The organism is Corticimicrobacter sp., from assembly GCF_040137905.1.
Lineage (GTDB): Bacteria > Pseudomonadota > Gammaproteobacteria > Burkholderiales > Burkholderiaceae_B > Corticimicrobacter.
Window position 1 is genome coordinate 12566 of sequence record NZ_JBEFDG010000021.1, and the last position, 16634, is coordinate 29199.

Below are 16634 nucleotides of genomic sequence, written 5' to 3' on the forward strand. Positions count from 1 at the left end.
TGAATGTCATACAGGAAAACAGGCGGATGGTCGTGCCGGGCAACGCGGTGCCTGGGCGCAGGCAGAAGGGGCTGGGCATCATGCGCTGGCCTCCATCAGGGAACGACCCAGCCAGTCATCGGCCGTGCGCATGCCGGGCAGCGTGAAGAAGAAGCCGCCGCCGACGGGCTTGAGGTATTCCTCCAGGGGCTCGCCGTCGAGCCGTTTCTGTACCGTGATGAAGCCCTTTTCCAGATCGGCCTGGTAGCAGATGAACAGCAGCCCCATGTCGAGCTGGCCCGAGCGGGTGACACCATTCGAATAGTTGAATGGCCGGCGCAGCATCAGGTTGGCCTCGGAACCCGGCGTGCGCGGGTTGGCCAGCCGGATGTGCGAGTCCATCGGGGTACGCAGACCTTCGGGATCGGCGTGGTAATCCGGCACATCGTGTTCGGTGGCACCGCCATCGAGCGGCGCGCCGCTGTCGCGCTGGCGGCCGAAGATGGCTTCCTGCTCCTGCAGTGGCGTGCGGTCCCAGCGCTCGACGAAATTACGGATGATGCGTACCGCCTGGTAGGTGCCGCCCACGGCCCAGGCCGGTTCGCCCTGGCCGGGCTGAACCCAGACCACACGATCCATCAGGGCTGCATCCCCGGCATCGGGATTGGCCGAACCGTCGCGAAAACCCAGGAAATTGCGGGCGCTTTCGGCGGGCTGGCCGGGGCGCTCGGCGATGGGCGGCACGCTGCCTTCCTGCTTCCAGTGCAGCAACAGCAGGTCGGGCGTGTTCTTGATGATGTCGCGCAGGGCGTGGATGATGGTGTCGGGCGTATTCGCGCAGAGCTGGATGGACAGGTCGCCGTGGCAAAGCGCAGCATCGAGTGCATCGTTGGGATGGCGCTGCATCTGGTGCAGTTCACGCGGCTTGACGGCGGCCAGGCCAAAGCGCGGGTCGAACAGCGAGGTACCGACCGACACGGTCACGGTCAGGTTGTCGGGGGGCACATCGGGGCCGAGGATGCCCGATCCGGGCGGTGGCAGCTTGGGATCACGCTGTGGCTGGGTGCCCCCCTGGGTCAGGAAGGCGATGCGCGCGCTCAGGATGCGGAACAGCCGCTCCAGCCCGGCGCGGTCTTCTGCGAGCACGAAGAACGAGGCCATCATGCCGGCGCTGGGTCGGGGTGTGGTGACGCCCGCCTGGTGCACGCCCAGGTAGGGAACGCGTTCCTGAAACTGGTCGCTGTAGGGCGCGTCGGTGACTTGCCCGCCGGAGCGCGCCAGCGGCGCGCAGCCACCGATCAGCAGGCTGCCCGCACCGATTGTTGCCAGCAGGTGGCGTCGTTGCGGGGAGGTGGGCGATGTGTCATGGCTGTGATCCGACAACGGGACGGAACGTATTTTCATGCAGGCTCCTGATCGTGGTGGCCTCGGCTCACTCGAGTCCGAGCGCCGGGTTGATCTGGTCGAAATCGTCGGCCAGTGCGTTCAGTGCTGTCGCAACAGAGGCCGGTACGACGGGCGAGGCTTCCAGTGACTGATCCAGCGTGCCGAGGTCGCGGCTGATACGGGCCTGCAGGTCCGGATTGGCCTTGGCCAGCAGGGGTTCCAGCAGGGCGGCGATCTTGCGGGTGCCGTCGCGGGTCCCCTTGACCAGATCCAGGTCGCTCCAGGCTTGCTGCGAGGCGCTGCCGGTACTGTCACCCAGATGGCCGGCGGCGCGGCGCAGGCTGCGGGCACCGGCCTGCGCCAGTCGCTCGGGGCTGATCTGCAGGGTGCGCACGCGGGCGCGCAGGCTGTCGACGTCTGCCTGCAGTGCAGGCAGTTCGGCCTGTAGTGCAGGCATATCGCCACGCTCGGCAAGCAGGTGGCGTGTCTTGTAGAACCCGGCAAAATCCGGGTCGTTTTCCCGCTGGTCAAAATAATCGGCCCGGGCATTGAGGCGGGTGTCCAGATCGGCAAACAGCTCTGCCACAGGTTCCAGTCGCTTGTAGGTGCGATGTGCGTCCTGTGTCGCACGGCGGGCACCGTCGAGGCTGCCGTCTGCCACGGCCTGCTGCAATTGCTGCACGTCCTTCTGGACAGCGCCTGCTGTCAGTACCATGTAGACCTTGTATTCGGCCAGCGGGCCGATGTACTCGGTCAGGGGCGGGCGGGCGGCGTCGGCCTCGGACTGGGCCGACGGCGTGACGGTCAGCGTGCCGCGCGGGTTGCTCAGCAGGCCGCAGGTAATGGCAAATGTACCGGGCCGCAGCTTGACGGTCAGAGTCTGGGAGAAGCCGGGCGCGATATTCTCACGCTCATCCACGACCATCACGCCATCGAGGATTTCCCATTCGAGTGCGCGTGGCGTCTGGTTGACGATGGTAAAGGTAGTGCGGCCGGCCGGCACGGTGATGTCTCCGGGATCGCACAGGTTGTCGCGGATAGTGACCGTGACCTGCTGCGCATCGTCATGCGGGGCACGCTCGCGGGCCTTGCCCGAGGCATACCAGAATGCGGCAAGTCCGGCGATGCAGAGCAGCGCCGAGCCGGCCAGGGCGACCTTGGTCAGGGCCGGCATGGAGGGCTTGGAAGAGGAGGACATGGGCGTGGTCCGGTCGGGAAAGAAGCTCTGGTGGCGTCAGGCGTGGGAGGCTGTCGATGACGTCGCGGGGGACGTGGCTGCGGGCATTGCCGTGCCAGTGGGGGCTCCGGCGCTTGTGTCGGGCGCGGATGCGCGCAGGAAGCAGGCCAGGGAAATGGCCAGGAACACCACGTAGGCAATGACTTCACCCAGCACCGGTGCCGCCTGGTAGCCGAACAGGCTGGACAGCACCGTGCCGAGCGGACTGTCCATGGGCAGTGTGTCGTTGAGGTCGAAGACCACCTGTTGCAGGTGGTTCCAGACACCGGCCTCATGGAACTTGCGCAGCACGCCGGCCAGCAGGCCGGCCGCCACCAGCAGGATGAACATGCCGGTCAGGCGGAAAAATCGGCGCAGGTCGAGGCGGATGCCGCCCGAGTACAGGCCATAGCCGATCAGGATGGATACGAGGATGCCGGCCAGCGCACCCAGCGGTGCAGCCCAGTCCCGGCTTTGCTGGAAGATGGCCAGCAGGAAGAAGATCGATTCCAGCCCCTCGCGCGCCACGGCCAGGAAGACCATGCCGATCAGCGCCCAGCCCTGGCCGCTGCCTGGGTGGTCGTGTACTGCGTGTTCGACCGAGTCCTGCAGCCTGCGCTTGAGTGTGCGCGCGCTTTTTTTCATCCAGAACACCATGGAGGTGAGCATGGCCACGGCCACCAGCCCGACCACGCCTTCGAAGAACTCCTGCTGCTTCTGGGGGAACTCTGCAGACAGCCACTGCAGCGCAGCGCCGGCGAACAGCGAGAGGGCGGCCGCCAGCAGTACACCGATCCAGACGACCGGAATCAGGTGGCGTCGTCCGCTCTGGACGAGATAGCTGGCAATGATGCCGACGATGAGCGCGGCCTCGATACCTTCGCGCAGCATGATGAGAAAAGGGATCAACATGGCTTCGATTCCTGGACAGGCAGGCGGCCTTCAGGGGGCGTCGAAATCGGCGCGCGACATGAGGAGGTCGTCGATGCAGAAGTATAAATGGAAATGCAATTTGTTTTTATGTGTTCTGCAAATCTGTTGATCCATCGCAACTATTCGGTAGGGCGTCTATCCTGTCCATGATCCTGACGAATTCGGCCAGATTCTGTGCCCCGAGCTTGTCCATGGCATGTCGGCGGCGTACCTTGACGGTGATCTCGCTGACGTGGAGCCGATCAGCGATCTGCTTGTTGAGCAGTCCCTGCACGACCAGTCGCGCCACGGCCAGTTCACCCTGCGTCAGGGTGGCAGCCAGATGCTGCAGGGCATGATGTCCGGCGGCTTCGGTGCGTTGTCGGTGGTCCAGGTCGAGGGCGCGCTGGATGGCATCGAGCAGGTCCTGTTCGCGAAAGGGCTTGGTCAGAAATTCGACAGCGCCATTTTTCATGGCCTCGACACCCATGGCGATATCGCCGTGCCCTGTAATGAAAATGACGGGCAGGGTGCCGCCCTGGCGCACCATGTTGCGATGGAAGTCCATGCCGCTCTGGCCCGGCATGCGGATGTCCAGTACCAGGCAGGCCGGTCGTCCACTGCGGGGACGGGCCATGAATGCGGCGACAGAGGCGTCGGCCTGTGCCTCGATGCCGACCGAGGCCAGCAGGTCTTCCAGCGCGGCACGCACCGAAGGATCGTCATCGACGATGTGAACGACAGGCAGGTCAGTCATGGGAAGCCTTTTTGCCTACCGGCAGCCAAAAGACCAGCCGGGCACCCCGGCCCGGAGCCGGGTGCGCGGCGATCTCGCCGCCGTGTGCGGTGACGATGGAGCGGGCGATGGACAGGCCCAGTCCGGCACCGTTGTCCCTGGTGGTCCAGAAAGGGTCGAATAACTGTGTCGCGTCGCCGGGGGCAAAGCCGCTGCCGCTGTCCTCCACCGTGAATTCGGCAAAGCCGTTGCCGCCGGCATGCACGGCGATGCGCAGCGTGCGTTCGGCGGGAGGCACCTGGCGCAGCGCGTCGAGGGCGTTGCCGACCAGATTGCCCAGCACCTGTTGCAGCAGTATGGGGTCGGCGTGCACGGCAGGCAGGCTGTCGGGAAGGTCGAGCAGCAGGCGTATCTGCTCATGTTCGAGCTCATGCGTGTACAGCGCCAGGGTCTCGTGTATGGCATGTGCCGGAGCGATGGCCTGGGGGGCGGTCTTGCGGGCCTGGGTGACGGCACGGATGCGGGCAATCACTTCACTGGCGCGATGGGCGTCGTCTTCCATGCGCCGGGCCGCCTGGCGTGCCCGGTCGAGATTGGGCGGCGTCTGGTCGAGCCAGCGCTGGCATGCGCTGGCGCTGGTGGCGATGGCGGCCAGTGGCTGGTTGACCTCATGGGCGATAGACGCAGCCATTTCGCCCAGGCTGGTGGCGCGGGCGATGTGGAACAGTCTGTTCTGCGTCCGTTCGGCGGCGGCACGCGCCGCCACGGCCTTGAGTGCCAGGTGGGCGGTGATGCCGATGGCCAGCAGGCTGATGGCCAGATTGACCAGGCCGGTATCGTAGGCACCGGAACGGGTCAGCGCAAAGCTGGCCAGGGTGAGCAGCACGGCCAGGGCGGTCAGCAGGCGCGTGGTCCTGACCGGCAGCAGCGCGGAGGCGGCGAGTATGGCCAGGATATAGAACACCGCGACCGCGATTTCATAGCGGGTCAGGGTATCGGCCACGAAGATGGCTGCCATCAGGGCAAGCAGTGCGACGGTCTTCAGGATCATCGGCAAGGTTCCTCATGTCGTTCGGCGGACAGACGCTATTCCGTGGTGCTGGCGCTCCAGAACGCCTGGCGGATGCCGCTGTTGCGGCGCAGTTTCGCCAGCAGGGGATCCAGTTCGTTGCCGCCGATCGAGGTTGGCAGCAGCGCGGCCTCGATCTCGATTTCCTGTTCGCCGAAGGCCCGGACCTCGATGTCGCGCAGCGGGATGCCGGCAGTATCGAAGGTCGATTCGATCAGGTGCAGGGCTTCCTTGCGGCGCTCGCGTTCGGCGATGGCATAGATGATGTAGGTTGCCTCCATGTCCTGGGTGTCGATCGGCTGTCGGTTGATGCGGTTGACGGCCGGGCGCAGCAGCGTGTTGGCAGCCAGCACGAACAGGGCACCGACGATGGCTTCCAGCAGCAGATCAGCACCTGCTGCGCAGCCGACGGCGGCCGAACCCCAGAGCGTGGCGGCGGTATTGATGCCGCGCACGCTGCCACCCTCGCGCATGATGACGCCGGCCCCCAGGAATCCCACACCCGAGACAACATAGGCAATCACGTGCACCGGGCTGGTATTGCCTCCGTGCAGTGTGTAGTAGCTGACGCCGACGTCCACGAAGAGTGCTGCGCCGGTGCAGACCAGCACGTTGGTGCGCAGTCCGGCCGTGCGCTGGCGGATCTGGCGTTCGATGCCGATCAGGCCGCCCAGGATGAAGGCGGCAGTCAGGCTGACGAGCGTGTCGGTCAGGGAGAGCAGGTTGATGTATTCGAGGCTTTTCATGTGTTCAAGTGTCTACTGGCCCAGGGGGGCAGGTGCCAGCATGTCTCCAAGAAAGGCGTAGGCCAGGCCGAAGTAGATGACCACGCCGACCAGGTCCATGATGGAGGTGATCAGCGGCGCGCTCAGCGTGGCCGGGTCGGTACCCATTTTACGTGCAGCAAATGGCAGCAGCGCGCCGATGAGGCTGCCCAGCACGGTGCACAGCAGCATGGCCAGGCCAACCACCAGCAGGACCTCGCCCTGTACGCCCTTGCTGAAGTAGGCCAGTATGCTTTCGAGCACGGCGATGGCGATGCCCAGCGCCAGTGCCACTGGCAGTTCGCGCCGGATCACGAACCACATGTCGCGCCAGCGCAGCCGGAAATCGCCCAGTGCCATCGATCGGATCACCAGGGTGGCTGCCTGGCTGCCGGTATTGCCGCCGGTATCGATGATGGGCGCGATGAAGGCAGCCAGGATGATGATCTGCTCCAGCATTTCGGTCTGGGCGGCGATATAGGTGCTGGTCAGGATGCCGAAGCAGGTCAGGATCACCAGCCAGAAAGCGCGCACCTGAAACAGCTGGCGGAATGGGGACGTCCGCAGGTCCAGGTCATCGCCCTGCATGGCAGCGACCCCGCCGAAGCGGGTCAACTGAGTGGCATCTTCTTCCTTTTCCAGGGTCATGGCGTCATCGACGGTCACGATGCCGATCATGCGTTCCCCACCATTGATGACGGGCAGCGCCAGCAGGCCGTGGCGGCGGATCAGTTCGGCCGCCTGGCGGGCTGGCCATTCTGCACGCACGAAGACCGGATGTGGCCGCATCAGATCGGCGATGCGGGCCTGGGGCTGTGCCAGCACCAGCTCGCGCAACGATAGCGTGCCCTGCAGGTGTCCTTCGGGGTCGAGCACATAGATGACATAGATGGTTTCCTTGTCGGGCGCGCTGGTGCGAAGCGCTGCCAGCGCTTCGGCCGCAGTCATGCCGGCGTTGACCGCGGCGTAGTCGGAGGCGGTCAGTGAGCCGGCCGAGCCTTCCGGGTAGGCTGCCAGCCTGAGCAGGCCATCGCGGTCGCCCTGGGTCAGGGACGGCAGCAATCGGGACTGGGTGTCGGTATCCAGCCGGTTGTACAGGTCGGCCTGTTCGTCGGAGGGCAGCGCCTTGAACATGTCGGCGATGATCTGGTGGTGCAGGATGGGCAGCAGCAGGTCCTGCTCGAAGTCGGGCAGGTGTTCGAACAGGCGTGCCCGTCGGGCAGGGGCCAGCCAGCACAGCAGCAGGGCCAGTTGTTCAGGCTCCAGGTCGGACAGCGCTTCTGCCAGATCGGCACACTGTACCTGGTCGAAAATGCGTGCGAAGGCTGCGGCATCGCTGTGCTTGAGGGTGGCGCGGACGGCAGCCAGGAGATGTTCGCGGTTCATGGATTCCTTTCCTGTCGATCTGGGCGCAGCGATCTCCGGATGGGGATTCTGCGGGCGGGTCATGACGCCTTCATGAACGCCTGGGGGCGGCCATGCGCGGCGGCAGGGCACGCGCATCCACCGGCAGCGTGCCGGGCAGCTGCCGCAGGAGCGGGTGAGGGAGGGATGGGCTGTCGGCCGGTGTGGGAGGACAGCCCGCGCCGGAGCGGTCCGGCCGGCAAATTATAGGAACCGGGGCCGTGGCGGCACCAGTATCCGGTGGCGTATCCGTGTCATGCGCAGGGATGGCGCCGGTATACCAAGGTATACCGGCGTACAGGCATGGCTGTCGTTGCCTACAGAGTGAAGGCCTGATCCTGGCGTGGTACTGCAGCATCCCAGCCGAGTTCGCGGCCGATGCGCATGCGCAGTGCCTCGGCGGCCTCCGGTTCGCCATGGACGATGAAGACGCGTTGTGGGGCGCGCCTGAATCCGGACAGCCAGCGCATCAGTTCTGCCGCATCGGCATGGGCCGACAGCATGGGCAACTCGGAGACCTCGGCCCTGACCGGAATCCACTGGCCGAACATGCGGATCTCGCGGGCACCCTGCAGCATGTCGCGTCCGCGTGTACCGGCGGCCTGGAAACCCGAGAACAGTACGGTATTGCGATGATCCTGCGCGAAGGCGACCAGGTGATGCAGCACTCGTCCGCCCGTGGCCATGCCGCTGGCCGAGATGATGACCTTGGGATAGGCGTTGGCCGACAACGCCTTGGATTCTTCCACGGTGCGGACATAGGTTGCCACGCCGCAGGCCTGGGCGCAGGTGCCGGCCGATAGCCGGTGGTCCTCGTGGTGGCGGCACAGCAGTTCGCTGGCACTGGTGGCCATTGGGCTGTCGAGATAGACCGGGATATTGCGCAGGCGACCGCTCTGCTTGAGCTGCCACAGGTAATACAGCAGCGCCTGTGCCCGCCCCACGGCGAAGGCCGGGATCACGGTGGTGCCGCCGCGACTCGCGGTACGTTCGATGACATCGCCCAGGGCAGTTGCCGGATCGGCATGGTCATGCAGGCGATTGCCATAGGTGGATTCGATGACGATGTAGTCGGCCTCGGGCACAGGTTCGGGATCGACCATCACCGGGTCGCCGTATCGGCCCAGATCGCCGGAGAAGACGATGGTGCGGCCTGCCCAGCGGATTTCGGCCGAGGCTGCGCCCAGGATGTGGCCGGCCCGCCGCAGTTGCAGCGTGGCCCCCCCGGGCAGGGGTACGCTCTGGTGCAGCGGTGCGGTGCGAAAGAATGACATCGCATGTTCGGCATCGTGCACGCCGTAGAGCGGCAGTGCCGGGCTGTGCCTGGAAAAGCCCTTGCGGTTGGCGTATTCGGCATCTTTTTCCTGCAGGTGGCCGCTATCCCTGAGGATCAGTTCGGCTACGTCACGCGTGGCTTCGGTCGAGACGATCGGCCCCCTGAAACCGTCGCGTACCAGGCGCGGCAGATAACCGGAATGGTCCAGGTGGGCATGCGTCAGTACCACGGCATCGATATTGCCGGCCTGTACTGGCAACGGAGCCCAGTTCTGTTCGCGCAGGTTCTTCAGCCCCTGGAAGAGGCCGCAATCGACCAGCAGGCGGTGATCGCCGCTGGACAGGAGGTGTTTGGAGCCGGTGACGGTACCGGCCCCGCCGAGTGAGCGTAATGTCAGCATGATGCGGGCTCCTGTTCGGGGGCGTCGAGATCGGAGGGATGGCCCTTGCCGTCGAGCGCGGCGCGCTCGCGGGTTGTCAGCAGCCTGTCTCGTGGCAGTCCGGCCAGTGTGACGGCGGCATCGACGGCATGCGCCCAAGTGCAGCGGTTGGCGAACAGCAGGCCCGCCGTATCGAGCGTGCCGCCCCGGCTGATGTAGCCCAGCGCGGTGGTGCCTGTCGGGCCATTGTCGATGCGACGCAGCACGCCCAGCATGGGTTCGGGCCGGGTGTGGCAGAGCAGTATGCGCGGCAGTCCGGCAGGAAAGAGGGTCGCCAGCGCCGCGTCGCCGAGCACGAACTCCGCTTCGATGGCATCGCGTGGAATACGCAGGCGGCCCGGTTCGAGAATGACCGTGACGCAGGCAGATATTCCCTGGCGCGACAGTCGCCCGTGGGCCTTGATGGCCTCATCGAGCTGATAGGCACCGATGGCCACCAGTTGTACCTGTGCCTGGTCAGGGATGCCCACGACATGTGCAGCTCCTTCCCGGACCAGGGCCTGTGCGGCGTTGGCATCGAGCCGCTGGGGCAGGTTGCGCTTGGAGACGACCAGGCAGGCCACCTGGCCGCGTCCGGCATAGATATCGCGCAGGGCGGCCATGGCACTGTTGGAGTCCACGGGAAACAGTACGCGTGCGGTGTCGGACATTTCGCCGAGCAGCGCCTCGCCAATGGCCGGGTCCTGGTGGGACTGCTCGTTCTTGGCATTCTCCCAGGTATGCGAGGTCACGACCAGCGGCACGCCGATCCAGCCCGGTGTCTGCCCGAGATCCCGCTGGTGGCGGGCAAAAATGATGTCCTGGCGCAGCTCGCCCAGCATTTTCATGGCAAAGGCTTCGTAGCTGACGATGAGGTTCAGCCCCGCCTTGTTACCCAATGCTGCGGCGGCCACGGCTTCCTCGTTCAGTGCCGTGATGATGGCTCCCTGCACCGATTCGGCGATGCCGGGCTCGGGCTCGTTGACCCGGTGTTTCAGGTGCGCCAGCGTCTGGCCCATCTGGTTGCTGGCCAGTTCGTCCGGGTTGCCGACCCGGGGCCGCAGGCCCGGATTGGACTCGACCAGTTGCACGAACCAGCGATCCAGATCCTGCATGGCGCAGCCGGGCGTGCCGTCGGCTGCCACCCATGCCGGTTCGGGCAGGGATGGGGCCTGGGGGTGACGGTCGGCCAGCGGATGGCGGCTTTCCGGTGCGCGTTGCTGGGCTGCATGTACGGACAGTGTCTGGACCGCATGATCCAGCATGTCGGCCGGCACGAACAGTTTGCGGGCAGCGTCGTTGAATGTGTCGCGGGCCTGGGCGCTGGCATGGGGGTTGCCGCCCAGCGGCAGGTTGTGCGCGGCGTTGGTGTCCGCTCCCGGAAAACCGTAGCCTTTGACCGTATCGGCAATGACATAGGGCAGCCTGGCCGGGTAGCATCGGCCAGGATCGGCAGCAAAGGCCTGCAATCCGTTTTCGGCCTGGAGAATGGCCCAGGCGAATGCGGCCGGATCACGGCCATCGATGATGACGGGGTCGAACCCATGACTGTGCATCTGTGCCGCCAGCCAGGGGGCACCGCCTTCCTGGGCGATCTGCGTGCGTTCCTCGATGCGTCGGCCATTCAGGATCATGACCGGCACCGACAGGCCGCTGTCTTCGGCGCGCCACCAGCGCGTGGCCCAGTCCGAGCCGCGTTGTTCCTCGAAGGCTCCGTCGCTCAGGAAGGCCACCAGGCTTTCGCCGGGCAGCGGCATATGGATGTATTGCAGCGAGGCAAAGCCCAGGTAGCCGCCTTCCGATATCGCGCCTGCCGTATTCGGGCCGGCATGGCTGCCCAGTGGCACGGCAGGGCGGCCATGGGCATCGACGGCATAGGAGTAGAAATCCGCTGCCAATTGCGACAGGCCGCGCTCGGTGCGATCGTAACGACCACGCTGTGCGTCGGAAACATCGCCGGTCAGCGCATTGACGGCTTCGATGGCTGCCACGCAATGGCCCTGGCCCATCAGCCAGCCACGCGTGGTACCGCTCAGGGCATTGGCCAGCAGATAACCGACGAAGGCCGGCACCATGTTGAGTGCGCCGCCGGTATGGCCCTCGGGCGTCGGCTTGAAGTCTTCTGCCCGCAACGGTTCGCCTGACAGCCTGACCCGCTGCGCATAGGTCATGTGAACTACCGTCCACATGGCGGCACTGGCCAGTCGGTCGGCGGCAGCCAGCATGCGCCAGGCGGTGTCGGCGCTGGTGAATCGGCCGGTTTCCACGCCAAGGGCGATCAGGCCGGTCACGCGCTCGATGGTCTCAGGCGTGTGCTGGATCAGGCCGTAGCCTTGCTGCCAGTGATTCAGGGAGGGCTGGGTGTCTTTGAACGGCTGCATAGGTCTCCTGGCTGTTTTGCGGCAGTACGGCTGTGCGGAATTGTTATGGTCTTGTGTTGGATGGTAATAACTTTACCGAAACGGCGGGGATCTGTCGCCGTGGCGCATGGATTGCCGCAAGACCCCTGCGAATCACGTTACTATCGGCTGTTTCTGATTGCTGCATCCGGTATTCCGACATGAACAAGTACACCGTTTCTGCCCTCATTGCGATTGTGGCCGTGGTGGCCGGCCTGATGGCGCTGGGCCACTACGGGCTGGGCAATGATTCACAGGCGCGCAGCCTGCAGACCAACATGAAGCAGATCCAGCGCAGCTACAAGGCGGCTCTCAAGGCAGAGGACCTGCAGACGCTGCTGGGCAGCCTCCACGAGATGAAGGCCGCCGCCGCCGAGGCCCGCACGCAGACGCCGCGTTCCATCTATGGTGAGGCTGCCGACAGCAAGGACATGCAGGACTACACGGCAGGGATGGACCGGCTGTTGAAGCAGATCGATACGGCGGTCGATCTGGCCAGCCAGGGGCGCCTGTCGGAGTTGCCGGCGCTGTTCGACGATATGGATGCGGTCAAGGAAGAGTTCCACGAACGCTTCGAGTCGATGATTCAGTCCTGATCCGTTCTGGCGATCGATACATCCTGGGTATCTTCCACATACACCCTGCTCGCTCAGGGCAAAGACATTTCCATGCATGCGTACCGCACACGTCAATATGATGTCTGCCTTTTACTGGCCGCACCCGATGCACCCAGAATCTGGGAATATGCCGTCTGGCAGCGTCTCGTGCCCGCACTGACGCCATTGCTGTCCTCCGATCGGGGCCGTACCTCGGTTCGCATGACGCAATTCGACCAGACGCAAACCGGCTCGCCCAACCAGACCTATGTCCGGTTTGGGCAGATCGGCTGGAACGAAAAATCCCATCGCCGCTGGACGCACGCCTCTCCCGATACCGAGGCAGTGTCTCGAGCATGGGAGTTTTGTGGTGCGGCTGGATGGGCTCCTGGGCCGAGCAAATGCAGCGAATGCCCCCCGGATGGTTTCCTGGCCGTGCGCAATGCACTGGATGATGGACAGGCTCCGGGTGATTGCCGGTTTGCCTATTCAGTGCTGCTGGCGGCGGCCATCGATCGGCCCGATGCCACACAGTCGCTGAACGGAGCCATTGCGGCACTTGGTATCACGATTCCCCATGTCCTGCTGGCCGGCACCCGGCGGACCTGGTCGGAAGGAGGCATGTCACTGACCGACTGCGACACCTTTGGCGCGCCCTTCAAGCCAGGGCCGAAGCACTCGGCAGCGCCGACCCTCGATATGCTCGAAGGCAACTGGCAGGCCCTGACGGTTTGACGATGCGGCTCAATCCAGCTCCAGCACGGCGGCAGGATCGATCTGCAACAGTACGCTCGAGCCTGCAGGCAGCAGGTCGGCACTGCTGCGGTTGAGCGCATCGACCTGCAGCGTCACGCCCCGCGCCTCGACCTGGTAGCGCACCACGTTGCCCAGCAGGCTGCGCTGGCGCACCATGCCCTCGATGCCTGCATCGGCAAAGCGGATGGTTTCGGGCCGGATGGCGGCCGCGCGGGTGCGGATCTCGCCCAGCAGCCGGCTGGCGGCATCCGGATCCAGCAGGTTGTAGTGACCGATGAAGCCGGCGGCAAAGGTATTGACCGGTGCGGTATAAAGCGTTTCGGCATCGGCGTTCTGCACGATGCTGCCCTTGTCCATCAGCAGGATGCGGTCCGACAGGGCCAGGGCCTCTTCCTGGTCGTGCGTGACGAAGATCGTGGTCAGTTGCAGCTCGCGCTGGATGCGCCGGATCTGCTCGCGTAGATGACGTCGGATGCGGGCATCCAGTGCCGACAGGGGCTCATCCAGCAGCAAGAGGCGCGGGCGGGTGACCAGTGAACGTGCCAGTGCCACACGCTGGCATTGTCCGCCCGACAACTGACGGGGGTAGCGGTCGGCATAGTCTTGCAACTCGACCAGTGCCAGCATTTCTCCGACGCGCCGGGTGGTTTCATGTGCGGGCGTCTGTTGCATGCGCAGCCCGAACGCGACGTTCTGCGCGACCGTCATGTTCGGAAACAGCGCATAGTGCTGGAAGACCATGCCGATATGTCGTTGCTGTGGCGGCAGGTGTGTGATGTTTTCGCCGTCCAGCATGATCCGGCCCCGGTCCACTTCAGCCAGGCCGGCGATGCAGCGCAGCAGCGTGGACTTGCCGCAGCCGGAGGGGCCCAGCAGGGTGATGAATTCTCCCTGTGCGATGCGGCATTCGATTTGGCTGAATACCGGGGTGGCACCGTAGCGCTTGTCCAGGTCCTGCAGCAGCAGATAACTCATACCGTGTCCTTGTTCAGTCTGCGGGCAGCCCAGGTGACCAGCACCACGAAAGCGAAATATGAAATCACCAGCGCGCTGGTGAAGTGACCGCTGTCGTTGCGCATGTTGTACAGATAGACCTGCAGGGTTTCGTAGCGGCTGCCTGCCAGCAGATTGGCGAAGACGAACTCACCGAACAGGAAACTGAACGACAGGAAGACCGAAATCATCAGTCCGGTGCGCAGGTTGGGCAGTACCACCAGCCAGGCGGCGCGCCAGGTGCTGGCACCCAGCAGGTGCGCGGCATCGAGCAGGTCCTGCAATTGGATGGCCTGCAGACTGTTGCTCAGTGTGCGGTAGATAAAGGGCAGGGCAATGGTGAAAAAGCAGCCGATCAGTATCCAGGGCGTGCCGGCCAGCGGCAGTGGTCCGCCCGAAAAAAGCTGCATCAACCCGACCGATGACACCACGGGTGGAATGGCAAAGGGCAGCAGGATCAGGATGTTCATCCAGCGGTCCAGTCGTGGAAAGTGGCTGTGGATCGCCAGCATCAGTGGCAGGATCAGGCACAGCGACACCGCCAGTGCGCCCAGGCAGACCAGCAGTGACCGGCCGAACGCAGCCAGGAACCGGGTGTCGGACCACAGGGCGATATACCACTTGAAAGTCAGCCCGCTGGGCAGGATGGTGGCGGACCAGGACGTCGAGAGCGAATACAGCAAGGTGCCCAGCACCGGCAGCATCAGCATGGTCAGCAGCATCAGCACGATGATGCGGTGCAGCCAGGGGACGGACGGGCGCAGCGGGCGGGTGCGGGACAGATCCGGGCGGGCCGGTGGTGCAGATGCCCCTGCGGACGGATGTTCAATGGATGGCATGGTGGCTCCTGCGCAGCAGCCACTGGTGCACCAGCGTGATCAGCGCCATCAGGCCGACCAGGCACAGCGCCAGCGCACTGGCCATGTTGGGATCAAGGAACAGGTCGCCGGCCACCAGCGAGGCGATGCGGATCGGCAGGATGTTGAAATTGCCTGTGGTCAGCGCATACACCGTGGCGTAGGCGCCCAGCGCGTTGGCCAGCAGGATCACGAAGGTTCCCAGTAGCGCCGGTGCCAGCACGGGCAGGCCGATGTGGCGCCAGTATTGCCACGGGCCGGCCCCCAACAGGGCGGCCGACTCGTGCCAGTCTTCGCGCAGGGCGTCGAAGGCCGGGTACAGCAGCAGGATGCCCAGCGGGATCTGGAAATAGGTATAGAGCACGATCAGGCCGGTCTTGGAGTAGAGGTTGAAATCCTCTATCCAGCCCCACTGCTTGAGCAGCAGCGTCAGTGCACCATTGAAACCCAGCAGGATGATGAAGGCGAAGGCCAGCGGCACGCCGGTGAAATTGCTGGCCATGTTCGACAGCGACAGCACGGCGTCGCGCAGGCGGCCCCCCGAGCGGCGCAGTGAATGGCAGCCCTGCAGGGCAATCAGCAGCCCGATCAGGCTGGACCAGAAGGCGATTTCCAGGCTGTGCCGGATCGCCTGCCGGTAGAAGGCCGAGGCCAGTATCTCGCGGAAATTGTCCAGCCCCCAGCCCTGTGGGCCGGCAAAGCCGTGCAGCACGACCCAGGCCAGCGGTGCGAGCTGGAACACGGCAAAGAAAAGACCAAAGGGCAGTATGCAGAGAACTGCCCAGCCCTTGCCGGAAAGTGCCGGTTTTTTCATTTCATGTGCAGGATGACCTGTTCCTGCCACAGTCGCGGCAGGGCCTTGGAGGTCACTTCCCAGGCGGCGGCATCACGGATCGGCTGGGCCTTGGCGTATTGTTCCTGCGGCAGCAGCCTGGCCTGCACATCGGCGGGCAGGTTCAGGTGTTCAGCCCGGATCGGACGGGCATGTCCCTTGGCCAGGTTGATCTGGCCGGCATCGGAGAGGATGTACTCGCGTGTCAGCTTGGCAGCATTGGGATGCCTGGCCCACTTGTTGATGATCGTGGTATAGCCGGAGGTGATGGAGCCATCCGAGGGGATGATGACCTCGAAGCGTTCGCGGTCGATCTGGTCGCGGTAGTTCAGGCCATTGAAATCCCAGACCACGCCTACTTCGATTTCGCCTTTCTCCAGCGTCTGGATCGTCGGGTTGGCCAGTGACAGGCGGCCCTGGCGCGCCAGGTCGGCATACAGGTCCAGTGCGGGCTTGACGTCGGACTCATTGCCGCCCAGTGCGACAGCGGCTGCCAGTACGCCGTTGACGGCCTGCGCGGCCTTGCTGACGTCGCCGGCCGAGACCTTGTAGCTGCCGGTACGCAGATCGGCCCAGCTGCGGGGCGCATTCTGGACCAGTTGTTTGTTGACGATGAAGGCGATGGTGCCGGTATAGGCCAGCATCCAGTGACCGTCGGCATCCTTGGCCCAGTCCGGAATCTGCGCCCAGGTCGAGGGCTTGAAGGGCTGCGTCACGCCCTGCTGTACCGCGATCGGGCCGAAGGAGGCACCGACATCGCCGATGTCGGCGGTGGCGTCATCCTTCTCAGCGGCGAACTTGGCGATTTCCTGCGCCGAACTCATGTCGGTATCTGTATGTGCCAGACCGTAGAGCTTATTCAGGTCGGCCCAGGTGTCTTTCCAGTTGGCCCAACTGTCGGGCATGCCTACGCTGTTGACCGTGCCTTCGGCGCGGGCGGCCTGCTCCAGCGCCGGGAGGTTGTCGGCCTGGGCCGTGCAGCTCAGGGCCAGCAGGCCGGCAGTCAGGGTAAAACACATTCCTTGGTTCATCGCAGGTCCT

General features: G+C 64.8%; 15 protein-coding genes. 2 read left to right on the forward strand and 13 right to left on the reverse strand.

From position 1 onward, the window contains the following. Window positions 1–78: 78 nt before the first annotated feature. The 9 genes from efeB to ABN482_RS02825 all read right to left on the reverse strand — a co-directional run bounded on the left by efeB (window position 79) and on the right by ABN482_RS02825 (window position 11541). Entirely contained in the window at window positions 79–1383 is a 1305-nt protein-coding gene (gene efeB, locus ABN482_RS02785) for an iron uptake transporter deferrochelatase/peroxidase subunit (RefSeq protein WP_349502560.1), read from the reverse strand. A gap of 28 nt (window positions 1384–1411) precedes the next feature. Further along, the gene (locus ABN482_RS02790) at window positions 1412–2563 is read right to left on the reverse strand and encodes a cupredoxin domain-containing protein (RefSeq protein ID WP_349502561.1); all 1152 of its coding nucleotides are present in this window, start codon (window positions 2561–2563) and stop codon (window positions 1412–1414) included. A 36-nt stretch (window positions 2564–2599) separates the two neighbouring features. Then, window positions 2600–3493, reverse strand: a complete 894-nt coding sequence (gene efeU, locus ABN482_RS02795) for an iron uptake transporter permease EfeU (protein ID WP_349502562.1) — start codon at window positions 3491–3493, stop codon at window positions 2600–2602. Window positions 3494–3599: 106 nt separating this feature from the next. Further along, complete coding sequence (locus ABN482_RS02800; RefSeq protein ID WP_349502563.1) at window positions 3600–4250, reverse strand: response regulator transcription factor; 651 nt, start codon at window positions 4248–4250, stop codon at window positions 3600–3602. Continuing rightward, window positions 4243–5280 (reverse strand): sensor histidine kinase, encoded by a 1038-nt coding sequence (locus tag ABN482_RS02805; RefSeq protein WP_349502564.1) that lies wholly within the window; start codon window positions 5278–5280, stop codon window positions 4243–4245. Before ABN482_RS02805 ends, ABN482_RS02800 begins: the two co-directional genes overlap by 8 nt. 35 nt (window positions 5281–5315) lie before the next feature. Continuing rightward, window positions 5316–6044, reverse strand: coding sequence for an MgtC/SapB family protein (locus ABN482_RS02810; protein ID WP_349502565.1), 729 nt, complete (start codon window positions 6042–6044; stop codon window positions 5316–5318). Window positions 6045–6056: 12 nt separating this feature from the next. Then, window positions 6057–7448 (reverse strand): magnesium transporter, encoded by a 1392-nt coding sequence (mgtE, locus tag ABN482_RS02815; RefSeq protein WP_349502566.1) that lies wholly within the window; start codon window positions 7446–7448, stop codon window positions 6057–6059. Between the two features lie 335 nt (window positions 7449–7783). Then, window positions 7784–9142 (reverse strand): MBL fold metallo-hydrolase RNA specificity domain-containing protein, encoded by a 1359-nt coding sequence (locus ABN482_RS02820; RefSeq protein WP_349502567.1) that lies wholly within the window; start codon window positions 9140–9142, stop codon window positions 7784–7786. Next, window positions 9136–11541: a phosphoketolase family protein gene (locus ABN482_RS02825; RefSeq protein WP_349502568.1), complete on the reverse strand. Its 2406-nt coding sequence runs from the start codon at window positions 11539–11541 to the stop codon at window positions 9136–9138. The genes ABN482_RS02820 and ABN482_RS02825 overlap by 7 nt, the downstream gene beginning before the upstream one ends. Window positions 11542–11720: 179 nt before the next feature. On the opposite strand from ABN482_RS02825, the gene ABN482_RS02830 reads away from it, so the two are divergent. Further along, window positions 11721–12155 carry a cytochrome b562 gene (locus ABN482_RS02830; RefSeq protein ID WP_349502569.1) on the forward strand — a complete coding sequence of 145 codons (435 nt, stop codon included), beginning with the start codon at window positions 11721–11723 and terminating at the stop codon, window positions 12153–12155. 72 nt (window positions 12156–12227) lie between these two features. After that, window positions 12228–12890 carry a hypothetical protein gene (locus tag ABN482_RS02835; RefSeq protein ID WP_349502570.1) on the forward strand — a complete coding sequence of 221 codons (663 nt, stop codon included), beginning with the start codon at window positions 12228–12230 and terminating at the stop codon, window positions 12888–12890. A gap of 9 nt (window positions 12891–12899) precedes the next feature. On the opposite strand, the gene ABN482_RS02840 is transcribed toward ABN482_RS02835, so the two are convergent. The 4 genes from ABN482_RS02840 to ABN482_RS02855 are packed head-to-tail and all read right to left on the reverse strand — an operon-like array spanning window position 12900 to window position 16624. Then, window positions 12900–13886: an ABC transporter ATP-binding protein gene (locus ABN482_RS02840; protein ID WP_349502571.1), complete on the reverse strand. Its 987-nt coding sequence runs from the start codon at window positions 13884–13886 to the stop codon at window positions 12900–12902. Continuing rightward, window positions 13883–14743 (reverse strand): ABC transporter permease, encoded by an 861-nt coding sequence (locus tag ABN482_RS02845; protein WP_349502572.1) that lies wholly within the window; start codon window positions 14741–14743, stop codon window positions 13883–13885. The genes ABN482_RS02840 and ABN482_RS02845 overlap by 4 nt, the downstream gene beginning before the upstream one ends. Continuing rightward, entirely contained in the window at window positions 14730–15575 is an 846-nt protein-coding gene (locus ABN482_RS02850; RefSeq protein WP_349502573.1) for an ABC transporter permease, read from the reverse strand. Before ABN482_RS02850 ends, ABN482_RS02845 begins: the two co-directional genes overlap by 14 nt. Beyond that, window positions 15572–16624 (reverse strand): ABC transporter substrate-binding protein, encoded by a 1053-nt coding sequence (locus ABN482_RS02855; protein WP_349502574.1) that lies wholly within the window; start codon window positions 16622–16624, stop codon window positions 15572–15574. Before ABN482_RS02855 ends, ABN482_RS02850 begins: the two co-directional genes overlap by 4 nt. Between the last annotated feature and the right edge of the window lie 10 nt (window positions 16625–16634).

Excerpts from the sequence above, each read along its gene's own strand:
- ABN482_RS02840 (WP_349502571.1), bottom strand. The coding sequence starts at position 13,886 with ATGAGTTATCTGCTGCTGCAGGACCTGGACAAGCGCTACGGTGCCACC.
- ABN482_RS02810 (WP_349502565.1), bottom strand. The coding sequence starts at position 6,044 with ATGAAAAGCCTCGAATACATCAACCTGCTCTCCCTGACCGACACGCTC.
- ABN482_RS02845 (WP_349502572.1), bottom strand. The coding sequence starts at position 14,743 with ATGCCATCCATTGAACATCCGTCCGCAGGGGCATCTGCACCACCGGCC.
- ABN482_RS02850 (WP_349502573.1), bottom strand. The coding sequence starts at position 15,575 with ATGAAAAAACCGGCACTTTCCGGCAAGGGCTGGGCAGTTCTCTGCATA.
- ABN482_RS02835 (WP_349502570.1), top strand. The coding sequence starts at position 12,228 with ATGCATGCGTACCGCACACGTCAATATGATGTCTGCCTTTTACTGGCC.
- efeU (WP_349502562.1), bottom strand. The coding sequence starts at position 3,493 with ATGTTGATCCCTTTTCTCATCATGCTGCGCGAAGGTATCGAGGCCGCG.
- ABN482_RS02825 (WP_349502568.1), bottom strand. The coding sequence starts at position 11,541 with ATGCAGCCGTTCAAAGACACCCAGCCCTCCCTGAATCACTGGCAGCAA.
- ABN482_RS02790 (WP_349502561.1), bottom strand. The coding sequence starts at position 2,563 with ATGTCCTCCTCTTCCAAGCCCTCCATGCCGGCCCTGACCAAGGTCGCC.
- ABN482_RS02830 (WP_349502569.1), top strand. The coding sequence starts at position 11,721 with ATGAACAAGTACACCGTTTCTGCCCTCATTGCGATTGTGGCCGTGGTG.
- ABN482_RS02820 (WP_349502567.1), bottom strand. The coding sequence starts at position 9,142 with ATGCTGACATTACGCTCACTCGGCGGGGCCGGTACCGTCACCGGCTCC.
- efeB (WP_349502560.1), bottom strand. The coding sequence starts at position 1,383 with ATGAAAATACGTTCCGTCCCGTTGTCGGATCACAGCCATGACACATCG.
- ABN482_RS02800 (WP_349502563.1), bottom strand. The coding sequence starts at position 4,250 with ATGACTGACCTGCCTGTCGTTCACATCGTCGATGACGATCCTTCGGTG.
- ABN482_RS02855 (WP_349502574.1), bottom strand. The coding sequence starts at position 16,624 with ATGAACCAAGGAATGTGTTTTACCCTGACTGCCGGCCTGCTGGCCCTG.
- ABN482_RS02805 (WP_349502564.1), bottom strand. The coding sequence starts at position 5,280 with ATGATCCTGAAGACCGTCGCACTGCTTGCCCTGATGGCAGCCATCTTC.
- mgtE (WP_349502566.1), bottom strand. The coding sequence starts at position 7,448 with ATGAACCGCGAACATCTCCTGGCTGCCGTCCGCGCCACCCTCAAGCAC.